Below are 21,720 nucleotides of genomic sequence, written 5' to 3'. Positions count from 1 at the left end.
TGAAAAGTCAAATTTACAAATATTTCTAAATTAATAAATTAAACAAATCATATGTTTTTTGTTTAAAATTAAACTTTTTATGAAGACTTACTTTCCTTCTCTATTTATACTAGCATTTGTACTGTTTAGTTGTGCTACTAAATCTACTACTAAACCTGTTAAAGAACAGAAAATTAATGAGTTCGCTCTGGTTATTCATGGCGGAGCTGGAACCATTTTAAAGAAAAATATGACTCCAGAAAAAGAAGCAGCTTATAAACAAAAGCTTGAAGAAGCTATTAAAGTTGGATATAACATCTTAAAAAATGGAGGAAAAAGTATTGATGCTGTCGAGCAAACCATTCATGTTTTAGAAAATTCACCACTGTTTAACGCAGGAAAAGGTGCTGTTTTTACTCATGAAGAAACTAACGAATTGGATGCTTCAATAATGACTGGAAGTGATTTAAATGCTGGATCTGTAGCAGGTGTTACTGATATTAAAAACCCGATTACTCTTGCGAGAAAAGTAATGGAAAATTCTGAACATGTAATGCTATCTGGTAAAGGAGCTTCAGTATTTGCAAAAGAACAAGGAGTAGAAATTGTTGATCCTAAATACTTTTTTACCGAAAATAGATTTAACTCATTACAACGCGTAAAGGAAAAAATGAAAGCTGAATTAGATCACGATGGAAAATCGGCTTTTTATGATCCTATAATCAAAGATTCTAAATTTGGAACTGTTGGTTGTGTTGCTTTAGATAAAGATGGAAATATTACTGCAGGAACCTCAACAGGAGGGATGACAAATAAGCGTTGGAATCGTATTGGTGATGCTCCTATAATTGGTTCTGGAACTTATGCTAATAACGCCACTTGTGGAGTTTCATCAACAGGTTGGGGAGAATATTTTATTCGAGCTCAAGTTGCTCATGATATTTCTGCTTTGATGGATTACAAAGGTTTATCTTTAAAAGAAGCTGCTAGAGAAGTGATTCAAAATAAACTTACCAAACTAGGTGGAACAGGAGGAATTATTGCCGTTGACAAAAATGGAAATATGGTATTTGAATTTAATACTGCTGGAATGTATAGAGCATCTATGAATGCTAAAGGTGAAGTTGATGTAAAAATCTATAAAGACTAAATTTTACATTTATTCTGAAGTAAATTTAAGATGAAATAAACTATTTACGTGTCATTTTCCATAGGTTCACTTTTTGTTCAAAATTTATGGATCCTGGAATAGTAACGTACTCCTTAACAAACTCAAAACCTACTTTTTCTAGCGTCTTATTTGGTGCTGGATTTAGCGCGTAAGGTTGGCAAAATAGTGTTTCAATCTGCAAGTTTTTAAAATAAAACGGCAGTGATTTTTTAACTAATTCAACACCTGATCCTTTTCTTCGATTAGTGGTATTCCAAACATGTAAATGCATAAATGCTTCTTTTCCAAAAAGTATACTATTTGCATTTGTATGACCTATTTGTATACCATTTTCTTCCCAGATTAATGCATAAGACTTTCTCTCTTGAATTGGAGTTTTTATTTGTTCTTCAAGGATCGAATGAAATTCATTTCTCTTTGGAAGTTTATGTATATCAGCGCCCATTTTCAAGAAATGTTCTTCACTTGAATTATACCAATAATCTAAAAGTAGATCGATATCTCTTAATTCTATTTCTCTTACACTTAAAGCCATAACTGTTTATTCAAATTTGTTGAAAAGTTACTCTAAAACTGAAATTGAAACAAATAGTTCGCAAATTTTATTCATTTAAAAACTATACCTCAAACCTGAATACACGCCTAAGATATATGGACGGAAATTAGTTGGGTTTTCCGAAAAGGTATTTAATTGAGACTTAAACATTGGGTTAATATTTAGTCTCATTTTTCTGGTTATATTAAACTCTACATCCAAACCTAAATTTGCGCTAAAGTTTATTGAATTTAAGTTATTTGCCTCACCTATGTTTTCACTAAATGTGGCAGACTGAGCAGAAATATTATTCTTAGTTAAAAACAATGTGCTAAATCCAGAAATAATGCTCGTTTGAATTGTTCCCGAACTAAAAACTTGATATTTCAATTCTAACGGAAACTCAATATAATTTAAATCTTGAGTTAAAGTAGCTTCTTGTAAACTGTTAGAAGATGATAAATCTAAAGATGAAACACTTTCCGCATCAGTAGCATTTATGTACAGAAAATTACTACCATTATTAAAACTAATGTTTTCTAAATTGTTTGAAATTACTGAGCTAGCAACTATCCCGACATTCTCGGTATCATAACTCATATTTTGAACTTGTAAACCAGATTTAATAGACAACTTATCGCTCAATTGATAAGCGAAATTAACTCCATAAGCAATGGTTCCAGGATTGCTAATTTCGTTTTGACTAAGTTTAGAATCTATTGCTGAAGTTTTTGTGAACGACTGAGAAGTTAAAATTCCAAAAACAGGAGAAACACTCCATTTAGAATTATTTGATTGATCTTCTTTCTTTTCGTTTTCCTTACTCACTTCAGCAATGAAATCCTTCTTTTCTAATTCTCTTTCCTTTGTTTTTAGATTCAATTCATCATATAAAACATTTTTCATAGCAATTTTTCCGTCAGCTTTGAAACCCTTCACAGTTAAGGCTGATTTTAATGGGTTTTTCTTTTGTGTAGCAATTTTGTTAGAAACCACTAATTCTTCTTTTTGTTGAACTACAACAGGTGTGTTTTTTTGTTTTATGATGTTGTCTTCCGCGGATTTTGGTGTTGTATTTAGTTCTTTTATTTGATTGTTTTGATTCGTAACTATGTTTGTGTTTTCATTCTGTTTTTTTATGGTTTCTTTAGTTTCAAAAGGAATGTTTTCATCTACATTTTCAGCTTTTGGAAAAAGTAATAATCCAATCACAATCATAGATGCAATTCCACTTGTAAACCACCAAATAGGAAGAATTCTTCTTTTCTTCTTTTTTGTTAAGTTACTTTCAATATTTTCCCAAACTAGAGGAGAAGGCTGCATCTCAAAATCCTTTAGTTTTTCTTGAAATAATCTTTCTATTTTTTTGTCTTCCATCATTATGCCTTTTCTAATTTTTCCTTTCGATTTTCTATTGACTTCTTCAGTATTTGCTTTGCTCTAGACAAATTAGATTTTGATGTTCCGATAGAAATATTCAACATTTCCGCAATTTCTTTATGCGAAAAACTATCAAGAACATATAAGTTAAACACTAATCTATATCGGTCTGGTAAACATTGAATCATCTCTAACAAATCATGAACTCCGAGACTACTTTCATCAAAATCTACATCTTCCTCTGAAATTGTCTCTTCTTTTACCAAATACAACGATGGCTCCTTTCTGTATTTCTGAAGCGCTGTATTAATTACAATTCGTTTTAACCATCCTTCAAAAGAACCTTTAAAATTGTATTGATGTATTTTGTTGAATGCTGTTAAAAAACTATCCTGCAATACATCTTCTGCATCTTGCTGATTTCTTGAATACTTTAAACTCAACGCAAAGAGTTTACCAGCAAAAAGCTGGTAAACTTGAGATTGTGCTTGTAAGTTATTCTCCTTACACTTTTGTATGAGTTCTTGTATATTAATCTTCGTCTTCTTAATACGTTAAAACTGGTAAATCATTTTCACACTTGACACCATTTGGTTGAGCTGGTAAATCACATGTTGAAATTACATCCCATTTAATATTATATTCTTTTTCCTTTTGAGTGTAAGCTGCAACTTTTTCTAAGAATAAATTTACATTAATTGAATTTGGATATGTCAAATAACCTTGAGGTCCACCACACGCTTTTGATCCGTAAGCAGTGAACGACCAATCATTAGCATCTTGGCATGATTCGCTCGTTGCCATTGCATAAATTTCGTTAAATAAATCCATCAATTCTTGAAGATCTGTTTCTTGATCTGCGCTATCATACGTAATAACTAATTCTTTATTTGTTAGTGAAATTATTCTCCAATGATAATTTCCTGGAAAACCTTCAATATTAACTTTTATCAAGGTTTTCTCTAATTGATAAGTTCCTTGAAGATCAGAAAAAACTAATGGAGGAGTACCACACCAACCCGATGTTCTTTCTATAAATTTACCATCTCTAAAAAACGATACTCCATATTTTTCATTTGGTAATGTATTAGTTCTTTTAAAAACTGTTTCTCCATTATTGGAATACTCAAACGTCCAATTTCCCGATAAAAGGTCTTTTGGATCAAAGCTTATATCTTCATCTGTAACTGAACAAGATGAGATGGTTAATACTACGGTTAAAATGGCTAAAATTCTTTTCATTTTCTGTACTTTTTAATATTGATATGTAATGTTATTATTCCAACCTTCAATTGATAAATTCAACTCGTTAATTGAAGAAACTTGTAAATTATTAATGTTAAATTCTAATATTCTATTAAACGCGGCCAAACAAGATTCTTCTTTAAAAAACTCAAGTTTTAAAAGACGTTGAGGTGGGGTAGATTCTAAAACAGACTCAGAATCTACAAGATAAATTCTATCTGAATCTGGTGAACATCCACTAAATGAAATACTAATTTTTAAAGTATCGTCATTCAGTTCAATATTTGTAATAGAATAATTATCTGTTGTTGTATTGTCATACACATCTTTGTCAATTATGGGCTGATCATGATTTTTCCAAAGTAATTTTTTATGTGTTGCTTGAGAATCAAAATCTGGACAAGTATTTAACCCGGCTATTCCTCCAAATTCACACATTATATTTCCTCCACAATTGTAAACATCAGTTTTAGAATCACTACAACCTACACATGAATTCACACTAAAAACACGTTGTTGTTTGTATGTGTATTCATAAATTTCTGCTTTCCCTGCAGCAGCAGATTGTTCAAGGCCAGTTTTAATCTGTTTCAACCAGAATAATTCCTCAAGTGGATTATCAACCAAACAGGTTTCTTTTATCTCTTCATCTTTGTTACAAGCCCCCAGAATAAGTGCGAAACAGATAAGTTTTAATACAGTTCTCATGGCTAAACTTTTTGGTGTTTATAGATAAGATGTAATTTTTATCGAAGGGTTGCGTGAAATACTATTATTTTTGTTCTTGAAAATGAAAAACTCCATTTTTAACATACAAACAGAGCAAGAATTTAAAGAAGTTGTGTTACAGGTTTTTAAACATCAGTTTGAACATAATCCTGTATATCGATCTTTTTGTGATTTACTATATGTACATCCTAGTGATGTAAAGGATATTGAAGAAATTCCGTTTTTACCAATTCAGTTTTTCAAATCTAAAAAGGTAATTTCTTCCTTGAAAGAGGTTGAAGAAGTATTCTCAAGCTCTGGAACTACAGGATCTGTAACGAGTAAACATTATGTTACTGATATTTCTCTTTATCAAGAAAGTTATATCAAGGGTTTTCAACATTTTTATGGTGATATTGATGATTATATTATCCTTGCTTTACTTCCTAATTATTTAGAAAGAAAAGGTTCTTCTTTGGTATATATGGTTGATGATTTAATTCAAAAATCAAATCATGAAGAAAGTGGGTTTTACCTTAATAATCTTGATGAACTTGCCAATAAATTATCTTTATTAGACAGCAGTGGTAAAAAGGTGCTTTTAATCGGTGTTTCTTTTGCTTTGCTTGATATGGTAGAACAACATTCTTTCAACCTTAAAAATACCATTATAATGGAAACTGGAGGAATGAAAGGAAGAAGAAAAGAATTGATTAGAACTGAGCTTCATCAATTACTTTCTGATGGTTTTGGAGTTGAAAATATTCACTCTGAATATGGTATGACTGAGTTATTGAGTCAAGGATATTCTAATGGAAACGGAATTTTTGCTTGTCCGCCCTGGATGAAGATTTTAACAAGAGATACCGAAGATCCATTATCAATTCAAACTAAAGGAAAAACTGGAGGAATAAATGTTATAGATTTAGCCAATTACAACTCTTGTTCGTTTATTGCTACTCAAGATTTAGGAAAAGTACATGCTGATAATTCTTTTGAGATTATTGGTAGGTTTGATAATTCAGATATTAGAGGTTGTAACTTAATGGTATTGTAAATTTTCATAGTATCCTTCGACTACTTTGAAAATTTATTACTTATGAATCGCATTTTTACTATCGCTATTTTATTCATTTCCCTTACCGCTTTCTCACAAAAGGAAAATTACAATACTAAAAAAGGAGCTGTTGCAAATGGATATGACGTTGTAGCATACTTTTCAAACAAAGCTGTAAAAGGAAGTAAGAAGTTATCTTATACATATGATGATGTTACTTTCCGGTTTTCAACACAAGAAAACTTAAACACTTTCAAAGCAAATCCAACAAAATATATTCCTCAATATGGCGGATATTGTGCCTATGCTATTGGAGTAAAAGGTGAAAAAGTTGGAATAAATCCTAAAACTTTTGAAATTAGAGATGGTAAATTATACCTATTCTATAATTCTTGGGGAACCAATACCTTGAAATTGTGGTTAGATGAAAACCCAGAAGAACTTAAAATGAAAGCTGATAAAAATTGGTCGAGTTTAGTTAAATAGCCGTTTATATAAAAAGAAAAGAATCCGTAATGGATTCTTTTTTATTTCTCATGATTTTCAAAATCTTCAGTCAAATCTAATTTTCGTAGTGTAGGATTTAAAATTCCAGTAGTTAAAACTGTTATTAAGGTCATTGTTCCTCCAAAAACTACAGCAGTTACAGTTCCCATAAGCTTTGCAGTAATTCCGCTTTCTAAAGCTCCTAATTCATTTGAAGATCCAACGAACATAGAGTTTACAGATGCAACTCTTCCACGCATATGATCTGGAGTTTTTAATTGTAAAATTGTTTGTCTAATAACCATAGAAACTCCATCTGTTACACCACTAAAAAACAACGCTAATAAGGATACCCAGAATATTTTAGATAATCCAAATACGATAATACATATTCCAAACCCAAAAATAGCCCCGAGTAATTTTATTCCGGCATTTTTACTAACTGGAATGTATGCTGTTATTAACATGGTTAAAAAAGCTCCAACTGCAGGGGCAGCTCTCAATACTCCAAAACCTTTTGAACCTACTTCTAATATGTCTTGCGCAAAAACAGGTAATAATGCAATAGCTCCACCAAATAGAACAGAAATCATATCCAATGTAATTGCACCTAAAATAGCTTTAGTTTTAAATACAAATGAAATTCCTTCTTTTAAACTTTTACTTACTGGTTCATTCTTTTTAGGATTCATAATTGGTTTCTTTTTAATTAGAAAAACCATTAAAAATGAAAGTATTACTAATCCAAATACGATACAAAGTGAAAGATTCACTCCAATTTTATAAATGGTAAATCCAGCAAAAGCTGGACCTAAAACTGAGGCAATTTGCCAAGTAGAACTACTCCAAGTTGCGGCATTTGGATATAATTTTTTCGGTACAATTAACGCTATTAAAGAAAAAATTGTTGGACCAAAAAACGAACGTAAAAAACCTCCGAAGAAAACCAGAGCGTAAATAGAATACAACACACTATTTTCACTCCAATTGACAACAAAATCGGGGTTGGTTAAAAAGTATAATCCAAAGCTAATTAGAGAGAATAATCCAATACAAAGTGCTAGTAAATTTCGCTTCTCTCTTTGATCTACAATATGACCCGCAAATAAAGCCATTGAAAATGCAGGAAGAAATTCAAACGCGCCGATTAACCCTAAACTCCAAGGATCTTTTGTTATAGAATATACTTGCCATTCTATGATTATAAATTGCATCGACCACGCAAATATCAATAGAAAACGGACGAGTAAGAATATATTGAATTCTTTATACCTCAGCGAAGCATAAGGATCGATTTTGTTCATAAGCTTAATTCAGCTTTAAATCCATTAAAATACCAAATGTCTCATTCACGTCAGACTCTTTTACAACAATTGTCATTTCATGTGTAGTAGAAATAACTTCCTGTACTGCAATATTAGCCCAAGCAAATTGTTTTAAAATAAAATAGTAAATACCCGATTGCTCCAAATTCTCTTTCGGTAACTTAATTGTTATCGAAGCTAAATCTGTTACATTATTAATTAAAATTTCCTTCTCAAAAATTTCTACGATAAACGGCTGTAAAATAACACTTGCAACAATATTTGTTTCAAAAATTCCTTGGGAGATAGTTAAGAATAAGTCGTTATTTTCAGAAGCTTTATCTAATATTTTTGCGATTCTTTTAAATAAAGTGGGAGTGTTTTTAAAAGTAAAATCGCATAAATCAGAACGTACAATTACGTCTCCTAGATTTAATGCTAATTTTTTAATGTTTTTTCGGATTCGAAGTTCGTTTACTGGGGACAGTCGGTTGATTGCCATCATAACGGCGCCAACTTTTACTTCTTTCTTTAATTGCTGTGCTACTTCAGGTAAAATCACCCTAGCTAATGATGAAACATTGATAAGTTTTTCGTTAAGAGCTTCTTCAATGAAAGGGGTTTTTCTGATAGTAATTTCAACAGCTTCTTGAATTGTTTTCATTTGGATGTTTAAAAATATACTATTTGTTGTAAAAATATAAAAAGTTGTTAATTTTTATTTAACTTTTAATAAAAAATTTAATAACCTTTATATGTTGTTAGTTTTTCATTTTAACTTACATTTGCCCCGAGTTTTACGAAAATTAAAACTTATAGGCGTTAGAGGTCGTTTGGGTATCAATTAAAGTATTATTTGAAGGGTTTTTATACTTTTAACTGTAAACGTATTAGTCTAATAGATTAGTCAATTTCTCGAACACATCTTTCGCCTCTTTTTTTCCGTATAATATTGCATATACTGCATCAATTATTGGCGTTTTTGCACCGTTTTCTTTATTGATGTTATAGGCACTTTTGGTTGCGTAATATCCTTCTGCTACCATATTCATTTCTAACATGGCAGATTTTACTGTGTATCCTTTACCAATCATATTTCCGAACATTCTATTTCTACTAAAAATAGAGTAACCCGTTACTAATAAATCTCCTAAATATACCGAGTTATTAATGTTACGTTTCATTCTATGAACTTTCTTAATGTAACGTTTCATCTCTCGAATAGCATTACTCATTAAAACCGATTGAAAGTTATCTCCGTAACCTAAACCGTGAGCAATTCCAGCTGCAATTGCGTATATATTTTTAAGCATTGCTGCATACTCGGTTCCAAAAATATCATCAGACACTTTTGTTTTTATATATCTACTTTTTACGTACTTACTCAATTCTTTAGCTTTCTTTTGATCTTGACAAGCTATAGTTAAATACGATAGTCTTTCCATGGCAACCTCTTCTGCATGACATGGACCTGCAATTACTCCAATATTCTCATAAGAGATATCATATTTTTGATGAAAATGTTCTCCTACGATTAAACCAGATTCAGGAACAATACCTTTAATCGCTGAAAATAGAATTTTATTGTCTAAACTTTCAGTAAGTTTTTCAAGTTCAGTATTTAAAAATGCTGAAGGAATTGCAAAGATTAAAACGTCATATTCTTTTACAATCTCATTAATATCATTTGATAAGTCTAGCTGCTCGGGATGTAATTCTGCAGAACTTAAATAATTGGGATTGTGTTTATTACGTTTAATATGTTCCGTAGCATAAACGCTGCGCATATACCATCCTATTTTATCACAATTCTCACAAAGCATTTTAACGATTGCTGTTGCCCAACTTCCACCACCAATAACAGCTATTTTCTCAAATTTACTCATACATGTTGTTTGTTTGTGTAATGCTAAATTAATAAATCTATAATCTAGTCAGTAATACTTAGTATTATTTATCTTTGATTTCGAAAAATTAACATATGAACGTTCAAATTATTAATAAATCAAAGCATCAAACTCCAGCCTACGAAACAGAAGGTTCTGCAGGAATGGATTTAAGAGCAAATATAGATGATGCTATTGTATTAAAACCTCTTGAAAGAGTAATTGTAAAAACCGGATTATTTATTGCTTTACCTAATGGATATGAAGCTCAAGTAAGGCCTAGAAGTGGTTTAGCAGCTAAAAAAGGAATTACAGTGTTAAATGCTCCAGGAACAGTTGATGCCGATTATAGAGGAGAAATAGGCGTGATTTTAGTAAATCTTTCTAACGAAGATTTTACGATAAATGATGGTGAAAGAATTGCACAATTAGTTATTGCAAAACACGAACGTGTAAACTGGAAAGAAGTTTCTGAATTAGATGAAACTGAAAGAGGTGCTGGTGGATTTGGAAGTACCGGAGTTTAACCTAACTTCTTATACAGCTGACTCATCTTTCTGTACTTATCATGTAATAAGTCAAAAGGTAAAAAACAATGTGAATGGTATTGGTAGCCTAACTTTTTATAAAAGTTAAACGCTTGTGGTTTTTCATCCATAGCATCTAACCAAATCAATTCACATTGCTTTTTTATAGCTTCGTTTTCCAACCAAGTTAATAACGATTTTCCTATACCATTTCCTTGGGTATTAGCATGTAAATACACTCTGTGAAGTTTCACTGACTTTAAATTCTCTTTTGTATCTGGTAAAGGTTCATTCCAAAGAATTCTAAAATTACCAATACGCTCCCCATTAAAAACCACAAAGTAATACTCGGCATTTTCTTGAGCTAACTCCTCCTTAATATTTTCTTTAGAATATTGAGAATTTACATACCAATTTCCACCATCTTCCCAGAAATAATCATAAGCCAAAGGATATACTTCTTTCATTAATTGGAAAAGCTCATTACTTGTTGAATTTGTAATGGGTTCTAAACTGATATTTTCGTTGATTTGAATCGTCATAAGATGTTATAAAAATAACAAACGGTTATAGTTTATACTACAACCGTTTTCATTTTATACAAGATGTTTTGAATTGTTTATTTTTTATAGATTTCTTCACCATTAAAAATAGTTCGAACTACTTTTGTTTGGCTAATCTGACTTTTAGGAATAGAAAAAATATCCTTATCCAAAACTATAAAATCTGCCAGTTTTCCTTTTTCTAAAGATCCAACTTCCGTTTCTTGTCTCATTGTGTATGCACCATTAATAGTATAGGCTTTTATAGCTTCTTCTAAAGAGATATTTTGTGGATTTCGAGTTACGGCATTCTGTATTCCCACAAATGGATTTAAAGTACTTACATTCCAATCGCTACTTAATGTTAATCGCACACCAGCATTTGAAAATGATTTTATGGGAATTAAATTATTTGCCAATGATGATCCTACCAATTCGGCATTTTCTTGCCAATGATGTGGTTGAGTAAAATCTCCAGCAACTTGAGCATCTGCAGTAACATTTAATTGTTTAAACCTATTAATGTCATTTGCATCTACCATTTCAACATGAGTTAATCTGTGTCTATTTTGAAGTAAACTTCCTTTTTCAATAGCGTTTAATGCTTCATGTATTCCTCGATTACCAATAGCATGAATGTGAAAATCAAATCCTACTGTTTCTAACTCTTGAACATATTTTTTAATCCTATCTTCACTAAAATAATTCAATCCGTTATTAGAAGATTGATTGAAAAAATCAACATGATAATCAGAATGTAAAGCAGCTGTTGTATTGTGGGTAATTCCATCTGAATACAACTTAATTTGATTGATTTTAAGTAAACTATTCTTGTCATTACTAAACAATGACTTTAAACTAGCTATTTGTTCGTTATCATTAGCTTCAGGATAAGCCCAGAGCCCAAGATTAAAGCGTGCAGTTAATCTTCCATCTTCTGCTAATTGTTGCCAAACTTTGTGTTGATCTCTCTTCCAATACGTTCTTGCATCTGATACAGACGTTATTCCATTTTTAGCAAGTTCTGGTAATACATAACTTACCATTCCGTCGTACTCATTATCTGAATTCGCTAAAGACTTTTGAGCTATTTGAAAGACAATATCACCAGCATTATCAATTAAAATTCCATTTAATTTCCCATTATCCTTCATAAGAATTCCACCTGTAGGATTTTCACTTGCATCTTTAAATCCGGCTAGTTCCAAAGCTTTAGAATTTACCCACATAGAATGAGAAGTATGTTCCATAATGATAACTGGTCTGTTAGAAACAGTTTCATCTAAAAGTTTTAACGGACTTTCCTGAGCCCCTAATAACGTATTAATAGAATGACCAAAACCAATTAACCAATCGTTTCCTGGATTTGATTGAGAAGCTTGTTTAATTACAGGTAAGTAATTGTTAATGTCAACTTCGTTTTCATTTAACGTAAACGTTGTGCTTGTAGAGCCAACTTCCATAGGATGCATATGAACATCATGAAAACCTGGCAACACTAATTTTCCTTCTAAATCTATTTCTTCAGAACCATTTTCAAGGATATTTCTAGCTTCTGAATTTGATCCAACAAAAACAATTGAATTACCCTCAATAATCATAGCTTCTGCCCAAGGTTGATTCGTATCAACAGTATAAATTTTTCCATTAAAATATAACTTCTGACTACTGCTTGTAATATTAATAGATTCTCTTTTTGAGCATGCTTGAGAACTCAGTACAAAACTTAATATAAGTGCTATAATTTTCATTTTATTCATCTTTAAAACTGATTTTACAATCAGCCTTCTATGGGGATAAAAATTTCTGTTTTATAATCATCTTCATTAGAAGTATTTCCATCATGAAGAATATAAAATTCCAAAAATGGCTTTTCAATGATTTCATGATTTGTTGTAAACAACCATTTCGAAAATATCTTATCGTAAGTATCAGCAATGGTTTTATATGAACCTAAATGTTCAAAAACTGCATAGGTTTGTGAAGCTATTGTTTTTACATTAAATTTTGAATTAGCTAACTCCAAATCATCAATAACCAAACATGCATCATAATGATAGCTTAACTTTTCAGATATAATAGGTTCATCCCATATAATTCCAAATGATTCAGCAGCATCAACATCAATCCCAATTCTTTCTGATTTCTCAATAAAATCATCCCAAACAGCATCTAAGTCTGTACTATAATAATCTCCTTTAAAAGTGGTGTACACAACTCTTTTCTTTGGTAAAACAGTAATTCTTTCCTCAAAAAAAGGCATAATCTCTTCTGTTATTTCTTCGCTTTTCTTAAATAATTCTTCCTTTTTATCTCTATACTTTGAAGGCGAAATACCAAAGTGTTTTTTAAATGCTTTACTAAAAGCAAAGACATCTGAATATCCTACTTCCTCAGCAATAAGTTTTATTTCCTTTTGTGAATAAACTAACATTTTTGCCGCGTTTTCTACCTTCAATCTTGTTACATAAGCTCCAATAGTTTCACTATACAAAGCTTTAAACACTCTCTGTAGATTTCTATATGAGAAACTAGATAGATGCTCTAATTCATCAATCGAAATCTTTTGATTGTATTTCGTTCTTACGTAGGAAACTACTTGTTGCAACCGTTGTTTATAGAATTCTTTTGTTTCCATGAGGCAAATGTAGTATTGAAAATAGCCAGCGTTTTTATCCTAAATTGACAATTGACATTTTAAGATACAAAAAAAGCAATTGAGTAATTCAATTGCTTTTTATTTATGAGTATTTGAAAATCTTACTATTCTTGATTCTCAATAGCGTCTTTAATTTTAGTTTCTAGTTCTTCCATTAACTCAGGATTATCTTTAATTAGACCTTTAACTGCATCTCTACCTTGACCTAATTTAGTGTCTCCATAGCTAAACCAAGATCCACTTTTCTTAACAATACCTAACTCAACTCCGATATCTAAAATCTCTCCAACTTTAGAAACTCCAGCTCCATACATAATATCAAACTCAGCAGTTTGGAAAGGTGGAGCAACTTTGTTTTTAACTACTTTTACTTTCGTACTGTTACCAATAACACGATCGCCGTCTTTAATTTGAGTTCTTCTACGAATATCTAAACGAACAGAAGCGTAGAATTTTAAAGCGTTACCACCAGTAGTTGTTTCAGGATTTCCGAACATTACACCAATCTTTTCACGTAACTGGTTAATGAAAATTACTGTACAATTTGTTTTACTAATTGTAGCTGTTAATTTACGTAATGCTTGAGACATTAAACGTGCATGTAATCCCATTTTAGAATCTCCCATTTCTCCTTCAATCTCAGATTTTGGAGTTAATGCCGCAACAGAATCGACAACTACGATATCAATTGCACCCGAACGAATTAGGTTATCTGCAATTTCTAAAGCTTGCTCTCCATGATCTGGTTGAGAGATAATTAAGTTATCTACATCAATTCCTAAGCTTTCTGCATAAAAACGATCAAAAGCGTGTTCTGCATCAATAAAAGCAGCAATTCCACCTGCTTTTTGAGCTTCTGCAATTGCATGTAAAGTTAATGTTGTTTTACCAGAAGATTCTGGTCCGTATATTTCAATGATTCTTCCCCTTGGATATCCTCCAACTCCTAAGGCTAAATCTAATCCTAAAGATCCTGAAGAAATAGCATCTACATCATCAATCACTTTATCACCCAACTTCATTACTGTTCCTTTTCCGTAAGACTTATCTAATTTATCTAGAGTAAGTTGAAGCGCTTTTAATTTCGCTTCTTTTTCTTTATCTGCTGCCATAAGTTATGCTAAAAATTTATCAAAATAAGAACTGCTAAGTTATGAAAAATGTGTATGATTTTTTGTACAAATATTTCAAAATGAAAAGAAGTAATTAACAATTTTAATTCTCTCTGAATACAAATTTTACCTCTAAAATGTAATTTCTCACCATAATTAGAGACTAAGCTTTTAATAAGCAATTTTTAAATGCTTATCTTAGATAACTTATTCTTTTTGAGGTGAAGAAAATAACGGGTATCATATCTTTCTTTTTTATTTCAATAGTTTATTCTCAAAGTATGACTTTCGTTCCGGACGATAATTTTGAGCAGGTTCTTATTGACCAAGGATTTGATACACCTCCTTTAGATGATTTTGTTCCCACAGATAACATTAAAGATGTTGATGAATTATTTATTCTCAATTTTAATATTTCCGACTTAACAGGTATTGAAGATTTTAGAGCATTAGAACATTTACAAGTAAACAATAACAACTTAACAGAACTTGATGTTTCTTCTTTAACAAAATTAGTAACCTTAGCTTGTGAAAATAATAAACTTACCAAACTAGATGTTACTTGGAATACTAGACTTGAAAACCTTTTTATTGATAATAATGAAATAGAAGTATTAGATACAACTAACAATCCTTTACTCGAATTTATTACTATTAATAATAATAAAATTCAAAGTTTAGATCTAAGTGGAAGTGAGTTTTTAAAATTAGTTGAGTTGGATAATAACAACTTAAATTTTGTAGACTTAAGAAATGAAAACAATACTAATATAGAGACTATTACAATTCGAAATAATCCTAATCTTACTTGTATTTTTGTAGATGATGCTTCTTATAGCAATACCAATTGGACGAATAAAGATGCCACTTCATTTTATGTTGAAACTGAGAGAGAATGTTATAACTTGACTTGTGGAACGGAAATAGATACTTTAGAAGATGTTGAAATTTGTGAACCCTATGAACTTCCAAGTTTAACTCATGGAAATTATTATACTTTGTCTGGTGGTTTAGGAGATCAATTATTCCCAGGTGATATAATAAATGAAACGCAAATAATATTTATTTATAATATTGATCCTGATGATGAAAACTGCTTTAGAGAAACAAGCTTTAAAGTAACTATATGTACGGTTACTATTAATCAAACTTTTCCCTCATTTTTTACACCTAACCAAGATGGTATAAATGATTTCTGGAGAGTAAGTTCAGACCTACCTATACAATCTATTCACATATTCGATCGCTTTGGATCTTTATTGGTTACTATTCCGAAAGATGAAGGTTGGGATGGTTTGTCTAATGGACGAAAAATGCCATCGAATACATATTGGTATAAAGTAATTTTTGAAGACAACACTTCTAAGGTTGGTAGTTTTTCATTATTGAGAAAGTAGTTTTATACTTGCACAATATTTTATGACCACAATATTACTTTTTAATGACGAAACATCGACATTTCATAATTCATAAGCCTTTCGGTTTTCTTTCTCAATTTATTAATAATCAAACTAAAAGGAAGAAAAAAATGTTAGGAGAGTTACACGACTTTCCTGAAGGAACAATGGCTATTGGAAGATTAGATGTAAAATCTGAAGGCTTATTATTATTAACTACAGATGGAAAAGTAAGTGACTTTATAACCACTAGAGGTAAAGTTGAAAAAGAATATTACGTTCAATTGGATGGAGCTATTACAATGAACGAAATAGAACAATTACGAAATGGCGTAAAAATTGGAATAAAAGGTGAAAAGTACTTAACTAAACCTTGTAAAGTAACTATAATTGATACACCAAATTTTCCTGATCGAATAATGAAAATTAGAGATGATAGACATGGACCAACATCATGGATATCTATCACATTACAAGAAGGAAAATACCGTCAAGTTAGAAAAATGACTTCAGCAGTTGGTTTCCCAACATTACGATTAGTGCGTGTAAGAATTGGAAATGTATTATTAAATAATTTAGAATCTGGTGGAGTAATGGAAGTTGAAGATTTAATGGAGAGCGTTAAATAAAATACTCTCTAATCATATATATATGAGGAATTCCGTCCTCAATATAATCTTCACCAACTTTTTGAAAACCATGTGATTCGTAGAACTTTCTTAAATAGGTTTGTGCACCAATCTTAATCATTTTTGTTGAAAACTCTTTTTGAACCGTATTAATTGAAAAACGGATCAAATCATGACCGTAACCATATTTTCGTTCTCCTTGTTTTACGATTACTCTACCAATACTAGCATATTCATAATAATCAGCAGGTTTAAATAAACGTGTATACGCAATTAACTGATTGTTTTTATAACCTAAAACATGAATTGCCTTTTGATCATTACCATCAATATCTTGATATACACAATCTTGCTCAACAACAAACACTTCAGAACGTAATTGCAAAACTGCATACAATTCTGAAGTAGTTAGTTGATCAAAAGATTTAACTATAAATTCCATGTGTTATGAACAAGCAATTTTAGAAACTCTATTTTGGTGACGACCTCCTTCAAATTCAGTCGAAAGGAAAATCTTTACAAAACCTAATGCTTGTTGTACAGAAACAAAACGAGCAGGAATCGTTAATATATTAGCGTTATTATGTTGTCTTGATAAAGCAACCAACTCATTATTCCAACATAAAGCAGCTCTAATACCTTGATGTTTATTAGCAGTCATTTGAGCACCATTACCACTTCCACATAAAATAATTCCTAAAGAAGCTTTTCCTGATTCTACTGCATCAGCTGTTGGGTGAATGGTATCAGGATAATCCATACTATTAGAATCATCCGTTCCAAAATTTAGAACTTCATGACCTAATTCCTCTAAAAGTTTAATGATTTCGAACTTGTATTCTGTTCCAGCGTGGTCATTTCCTATCGCTATTGTCATAATGTGTTGATTTGTGTTGTGTTATTAGCCACAAAAATACAGTTATTAACGGTTATCAACAGTAATTAACAATCGTTTTTTTGAAAAGTAGGATAAACTACTACATACTAATCTATTAACCTATATTTCCAAATTGTTAAGAACTAATCAAAAGAATAGAAAAAGAATTTTTGACTTTCTCAGTTTTTTTTACAATACAGCGGACCACATGAATTATGCAACTTTTTTTTTAAGTTTTTAATGAACATTTATCAACATAAAATTTACAATTTATTTACAGTGAACATAAAATTAACTTTCCATAAAATTACGTGAACTCTTGTTAATAAAAATTGTTAATAACCTTACTTATCTTTTGATTTTCAGTAAGTATTTATATGAATAAGTTGTTCATTATATTTAATAAATCAGAAATCAAAATTTTAAAAGTAAAATCAATTCCACAAATTAACACACTATAATAACAATCATTTCTTTTTTTAAATTTTAAAGAAGAAAATATATAATAATATAAAGTGTTGATAACTGTGAAAAACGAGAAGAAAGAATTTAAGTTTTGATATTTTTCAGAAAGGTAAGATTCCTTCTTCGTTCCTCATCGGAATGACGTATTTAAATTGATATACTATGAAAAGCTAAAATGAATTTTTAATGTAGAACAGAAACTAAAGTCTTATATCTTATTTCTAATAGTGTAGCCGTCTATTCTCTTATGGTTAGGCTAACTTCTTATTCTTTTTGATCAAGTAAACGGTATCTTGTTTGGTTTTTAAGTTTTTTGAAGGTTCCTTTTTGTTCAGTGTAGTGTTAATACTCAACGCGGTAACCACTATTCCTGCTAGGAATATGAATAAAAAAAGGATGATTATTTTGCGTAAGTTTTTCAAATTAAAGGACTTTCTTTATAGTAAAGACGAGAAATTTTAAGAGATGTTACATTTTTCTTAAGTTTTTTTTAACTTTCGTTGGAAAAACAGACTATTTTTTTACCACAAAAGTTATAGCATTCTTAAATATTTTCACTTTTACAGTACCTGTTCCTATTAATTCTCCATCTGCTTGTACGTATACTTTTTGATCTGTAGTTTCTGGTGTTACTATTATTTCGTCAGATACAAGAGCTTCAACTTTTTTATGATTAATAAGAGTACCGTCATACAATTTTTTGATATTTAAAATTAAATCTTTAAAATTTAGGTTTTTAGCTATAGTAATGTCTAATAAACCATTTGTAGAATCTTTGTAATTGGTTAATCTCATTCCACCACCTGAATATTTACAAATACCAAATAGTGTCATTAAACATTTTGTTTTTATAGTTTGGTTGTTAATTTTTATTAGAAAAGAAGTTTTTCTATAAAATAGTATACCATACAAACCGCTTAATAAATATGAAACACTACCCAATCGTTTTAACTTATTTAGTTTATTAACAACATAACCATCGTAACCAATTCCAGCTACATTATTGAAAAAGGTTGAATTATTTTCTAACTCTAAATAACCAATATCTTGACTAATAGTTTTTTGTTGTTTAATAATTAAAATCGCTTCTGAAATATTTTTAGGTATATTATAAGTTTTAACCCAATCATTACCAGTACCATAAGGAATAACACCAACTTTAATTTTACTTGTTGAAACAAAATTTTGTGTCATTATTCCATTAACAATATTATGAAGTGTTCCATCACCACCAACAGAAATAAAATTTGTAATTCCATTTTTAATAGAATCATGAACTAATTCTATTTCATGTTTCTCATGTGTTGTTACGGCATAAGAGTATGTTATGTTATTATTTTTTAAATGATGTTGAATTTGTTTTAAAACAGTAGGTGAATAATTTCCAGCGGTAGGGTTTATAATAACAAACCAAGTTAAATCCATAAAAAATAAATAAGTAGTACAGTTGTAAAGTACAAAAATGTATTGATAAGAATTATTTAATGGTTATAAAGTTAAATTTCTTTGTACTTTGCTTTCTGTAAAACAAACACGGTTTTTTATGCCTAAAAAAAAGAAAATATATAAGAAAAAGGGAAAAGTAATTAAAGATCTTACGCGTAAGATTTTTAAAGTACTAAATGAAGATGCATCTAAAGGCTTTACCTATAAACAAATAGCAGATCGTTACGGAATAAATAATACTGAAGGTAAAAATCAGATTATAAGAAAGTTAGGAGAATTAGCTGCTAATGCAAAAATTATACAAATAGAAAAAGGAAAGTATAAGATTAATGAAGTTCGAAAATATCACATTGGAACCATGGATTTAACCAGTAATGGAAATGGTTATTTTATATGTGAGGATTTTGAGGAAGATATTTTTGTACCATCAGTAAACTTGAATAAGTCATTACAAAATGATTTGGTACGAGTTTATGTCTACAACAAAAGAAAGTCAAACAAACTTGAGGCTGACGTAGTTGAAGTTATTGAAAGAGCTAAACAGGAGTTTGTAGGAACATTACAAATGAGTAAGAACTTCGGTTTTGTTATTCCTGATAATGCGAAAATGTATGCTGATATTTTTATTTCACGTGGAAAAATTAATGGAGCGAAAGATGGTGATAAAGTGTTAGCAAAGATTACAGATTGGCCAGATAATTCTAAAAATCCATTTGGAAAAATAGTTGAAAGCCTTGGAAAGCCTGGAGATCATGATACAGAAATTCATTCTATTTTATTAGAATATGGTTTACCATATGAATTTCCAAGTGAAGTAGAGCAAGAAGCAGAGAAGTTACCAATAGAAATTACAGCTAAAGAGATTAGTAAACGACGTGATATGAGAACGGATTTGACGTTTACAATTGATCCAATAACAGCAAAGGATTTTGATGATGCATTGTCTTTCAAAGTATTAGAAAACGGTAATTATGAAATAGGAATTCATATTGCAGATGTATCGCATTATGTTCAACCGAAAACAATCTTAGATGATGAAGCTTATGATAGAGCTACATCTGTGTATTTAGTGGATAGAGTGGTTCCTATGTTACCAGAAATGTTATCTAATGGAGTTTGTTCTTTACGTCCGAATGAAGAGAAATTAACATTCTCTGCGGTTTTCGAAATTAATGAAAATGCTAACATTGTTGATCAATGGTTTGGTAGAACTGTGACGTATTCAGACAAAAGATTCGCATATGAGGAAGCTCAAGTTATCATTGAAACTAAAAAGAATGTAATTCCAAGTGCTGTATCATTATCAGGTGAGGAATATGAAGTTTCTGATGATATTGTTCAAGCTGTTTTAAAGTTAGATGAATTAGCCAAAAAGATGCGTTCGCGTAGAATGAAATCTGGTGCTATTTCATTTGATAAAGTGGAAGTGAGATTCAATTTAGATGAACAAGCGAATCCTATTGGAGTTTATTTTAAAGAATCCAAAGATGCTAACAAACTGATTGAAGAATTCATGTTATTAGCTAATAAGAGGGTTGCTCAATTTATTGGAAAAGGTAAAGCTGGAAAGCCAACTAATAAAACATTTATCTATCGTGTACACGACGAACCTGATGTTGAAAAGTTAGCAGCTTTACAAAATATTGTAAGCAAGTTCGGATATAAAATAGACACGCAAACAAGAGAATCAACTTCTGAATCTTTAAACAAGTTGTTGAAAGATGTACATGGTAAAGGTGAGGCGAATATGGTAGAAACACTTGCTATACGTTCTATGAGTAAAGCAGAGTACACTACACAAAATATTGGTCATTACGGTTTAGCTTTTGATTACTATAGTCATTTTACATCACCAATTCGTCGTTATCCAGATGTGATGACGCATCGTTTGTTACAGCATTATTTAGATGGAGGCGCTTCACCAAAGGTTGATCCATATGAAGAACGTTGTAAACATTCATCTAAAATGGAAGAGTTAGCTTCGAAAGCAGAGAGAGATTCTATAAAATATATGCAAGTTAAGTTCATGCAAGATCATCAAAATGAAGAATTTGAAGGTGTTGTTTCCGGAGTTACTGAATGGGGAATTTATGTAGAAATTCTATCCAATAAGTGTGAAGGAATGGTAAGAATTCGTGATATTAAAGATGACTATTATATATTTGACGAAAAGCAATACGCTGTAGTTGGTCAAGCAACAAATGCTATGATTCAGTTAGGAGATTTAGTTACAGTGAAAGTGAAAAGTACTGATTTAGAGCGTAAACATTTAGATTTTGAACTAATTAATCATTAACCATAAAAAAAGTAAGACT

At 30.5% G+C, this 21,720-nt stretch carries 22 protein-coding genes; 7 read left to right on the top strand and 15 right to left on the bottom strand.

Going from position 1 to position 21,720, the window contains the following annotated elements; translation table 11 throughout:
* Positions 1-79: 79 nt before the first annotated feature.
* On the top strand, positions 80-1,129 hold the full coding sequence (locus ABNT61_RS11935) for an isoaspartyl peptidase/L-asparaginase (protein WP_348743381.1): 1,050 nt from the start codon (positions 80-82) through the stop codon (positions 1,127-1,129).
* A 40-nt stretch (positions 1,130-1,169) separates the two neighbouring features.
* On the opposite strand, the gene ABNT61_RS11930 is transcribed toward ABNT61_RS11935, so the two are convergent.
* The 5 genes from ABNT61_RS11930 to ABNT61_RS11910 form a co-directional block, all read right to left on the bottom strand.
* Complete coding sequence (locus ABNT61_RS11930; RefSeq protein WP_348743380.1) at positions 1,170-1,685, bottom strand: GNAT family protein; 516 nt, start codon at positions 1,683-1,685, stop codon at positions 1,170-1,172.
* Positions 1,686-1,760: 75 nt separating this feature from the next.
* Entirely contained in the window at positions 1,761-3,062 is a 1,302-nt protein-coding gene (locus ABNT61_RS11925; protein ID WP_348743379.1) for a hypothetical protein, read from the bottom strand.
* A 2-nt stretch (positions 3,063-3,064) separates the two neighbouring features.
* Positions 3,065-3,601: an RNA polymerase sigma factor gene (locus ABNT61_RS11920; protein WP_412766944.1), complete on the bottom strand. Its 537-nt coding sequence runs from the start codon at positions 3,599-3,601 to the stop codon at positions 3,065-3,067.
* 10 nt (positions 3,602-3,611) lie between these two features.
* Positions 3,612-4,307: a hypothetical protein gene (locus ABNT61_RS11915; protein WP_348743378.1), complete on the bottom strand. Its 696-nt coding sequence runs from the start codon at positions 4,305-4,307 to the stop codon at positions 3,612-3,614.
* Positions 4,308-4,319: 12 nt separating this feature from the next.
* Positions 4,320-5,018 (bottom strand): DUF6970 domain-containing protein, encoded by a 699-nt coding sequence (locus ABNT61_RS11910; protein WP_348743377.1) that lies wholly within the window; start codon positions 5,016-5,018, stop codon positions 4,320-4,322.
* 82 nt (positions 5,019-5,100) lie between these two features.
* Between ABNT61_RS11910 and ABNT61_RS11905 the strand changes: the two genes are divergently transcribed.
* Complete coding sequence (locus tag ABNT61_RS11905) at positions 5,101-6,075, top strand: acyl transferase (protein WP_348743376.1); 975 nt, start codon at positions 5,101-5,103, stop codon at positions 6,073-6,075.
* A 42-nt stretch (positions 6,076-6,117) separates the two neighbouring features.
* Positions 6,118-6,561, top strand: coding sequence for a YHS domain-containing (seleno)protein (locus ABNT61_RS11900; protein ID WP_348710794.1), 444 nt, complete (start codon positions 6,118-6,120; stop codon positions 6,559-6,561).
* A 41-nt stretch (positions 6,562-6,602) separates the two neighbouring features.
* Here ABNT61_RS11900 and ABNT61_RS11895 read toward each other — a convergent pair whose 3' ends face one another.
* The 3 genes from ABNT61_RS11895 to ABNT61_RS11885 form a co-directional block, all read right to left on the bottom strand.
* Entirely contained in the window at positions 6,603-7,865 is a 1,263-nt protein-coding gene (locus ABNT61_RS11895; RefSeq protein ID WP_348743375.1) for an MFS transporter, read from the bottom strand.
* A gap of 4 nt (positions 7,866-7,869) precedes the next feature.
* Entirely contained in the window at positions 7,870-8,529 is a 660-nt protein-coding gene (locus ABNT61_RS11890) for a hypothetical protein (RefSeq protein ID WP_348710797.1), read from the bottom strand.
* 226 nt (positions 8,530-8,755) lie between these two features.
* Positions 8,756-9,751, bottom strand: a complete 996-nt coding sequence (locus tag ABNT61_RS11885; protein ID WP_348710798.1) for an NAD(P)H-dependent glycerol-3-phosphate dehydrogenase — start codon at positions 9,749-9,751, stop codon at positions 8,756-8,758.
* Between the two features lie 95 nt (positions 9,752-9,846).
* Here ABNT61_RS11885 and dut point away from each other — a divergent pair, with 95 nt between their 5' ends.
* Positions 9,847-10,278 (top strand): dUTP diphosphatase, encoded by a 432-nt coding sequence (gene dut / locus ABNT61_RS11880; protein WP_348743374.1) that lies wholly within the window; start codon positions 9,847-9,849, stop codon positions 10,276-10,278.
* Here the strand turns inward: dut and ABNT61_RS11875 are convergent.
* The 4 genes from ABNT61_RS11875 to recA form a co-directional block, all read right to left on the bottom strand.
* Positions 10,275-10,820: a GNAT family N-acetyltransferase gene (locus ABNT61_RS11875; RefSeq protein ID WP_348743373.1), complete on the bottom strand. Its 546-nt coding sequence runs from the start codon at positions 10,818-10,820 to the stop codon at positions 10,275-10,277. The two genes, dut and ABNT61_RS11875, sit on opposite strands and share 4 nt — an antisense overlap.
* 77 nt (positions 10,821-10,897) lie before the next feature.
* A complete protein-coding gene (locus ABNT61_RS11870) occupies positions 10,898-12,571 on the bottom strand; it encodes an amidohydrolase (RefSeq protein WP_348743372.1) in 1,674 nt (557 codons plus the stop codon).
* A 29-nt stretch (positions 12,572-12,600) separates the two neighbouring features.
* Complete coding sequence (locus ABNT61_RS11865) at positions 12,601-13,458, bottom strand: AraC family transcriptional regulator (RefSeq protein WP_348743371.1); 858 nt, start codon at positions 13,456-13,458, stop codon at positions 12,601-12,603.
* Positions 13,459-13,583: 125 nt separating this feature from the next.
* Entirely contained in the window at positions 13,584-14,591 is a 1,008-nt protein-coding gene (gene recA, locus ABNT61_RS11860) for a recombinase RecA (protein ID WP_100926370.1), read from the bottom strand.
* Between the two features lie 281 nt (positions 14,592-14,872).
* Here recA and ABNT61_RS11855 point away from each other — a divergent pair, with 281 nt between their 5' ends.
* Complete coding sequence (locus ABNT61_RS11855; RefSeq protein ID WP_348743370.1) at positions 14,873-15,988, top strand: T9SS type B sorting domain-containing protein; 1,116 nt, start codon at positions 14,873-14,875, stop codon at positions 15,986-15,988.
* Between the two features lie 44 nt (positions 15,989-16,032).
* Entirely contained in the window at positions 16,033-16,617 is a 585-nt protein-coding gene (locus tag ABNT61_RS11850; protein ID WP_348743369.1) for a pseudouridine synthase, read from the top strand.
* On the opposite strand, the gene ABNT61_RS11845 is transcribed toward ABNT61_RS11850, so the two are convergent.
* From ABNT61_RS11845 to ABNT61_RS11835, 3 genes are all read right to left on the bottom strand, one after another.
* Positions 16,610-17,059 (bottom strand): GNAT family N-acetyltransferase, encoded by a 450-nt coding sequence (locus ABNT61_RS11845; RefSeq protein ID WP_348743368.1) that lies wholly within the window; start codon positions 17,057-17,059, stop codon positions 16,610-16,612. The two genes, ABNT61_RS11850 and ABNT61_RS11845, sit on opposite strands and share 8 nt — an antisense overlap.
* A 3-nt stretch (positions 17,060-17,062) precedes the next feature.
* Entirely contained in the window at positions 17,063-17,494 is a 432-nt protein-coding gene (gene rpiB, locus ABNT61_RS11840; RefSeq protein WP_348710809.1) for a ribose 5-phosphate isomerase B, read from the bottom strand.
* Positions 17,495-18,472: 978 nt separating this feature from the next.
* On the bottom strand, positions 18,473-19,384 hold the full coding sequence (locus ABNT61_RS11835; protein ID WP_348743367.1) for a diacylglycerol kinase family protein: 912 nt from the start codon (positions 19,382-19,384) through the stop codon (positions 18,473-18,475).
* Positions 19,385-19,502: 118 nt separating this feature from the next.
* On the opposite strand from ABNT61_RS11835, the gene rnr reads away from it, so the two are divergent.
* Complete coding sequence (gene rnr, locus ABNT61_RS11830; protein WP_348743366.1) at positions 19,503-21,701, top strand: ribonuclease R; 2,199 nt, start codon at positions 19,503-19,505, stop codon at positions 21,699-21,701.
* The last annotated feature ends 19 nt before the right edge of the window (positions 21,702-21,720 follow it).

Source organism: Tenacibaculum sp. 190524A05c (assembly GCF_964036595.1).
GTDB lineage: Bacteria > Bacteroidota > Bacteroidia > Flavobacteriales > Flavobacteriaceae > Polaribacter > Polaribacter platacis.
Note: the sequence above shows the minus strand (reverse complement) of the source record. Positions and strands in the feature narration are given on the sequence as shown.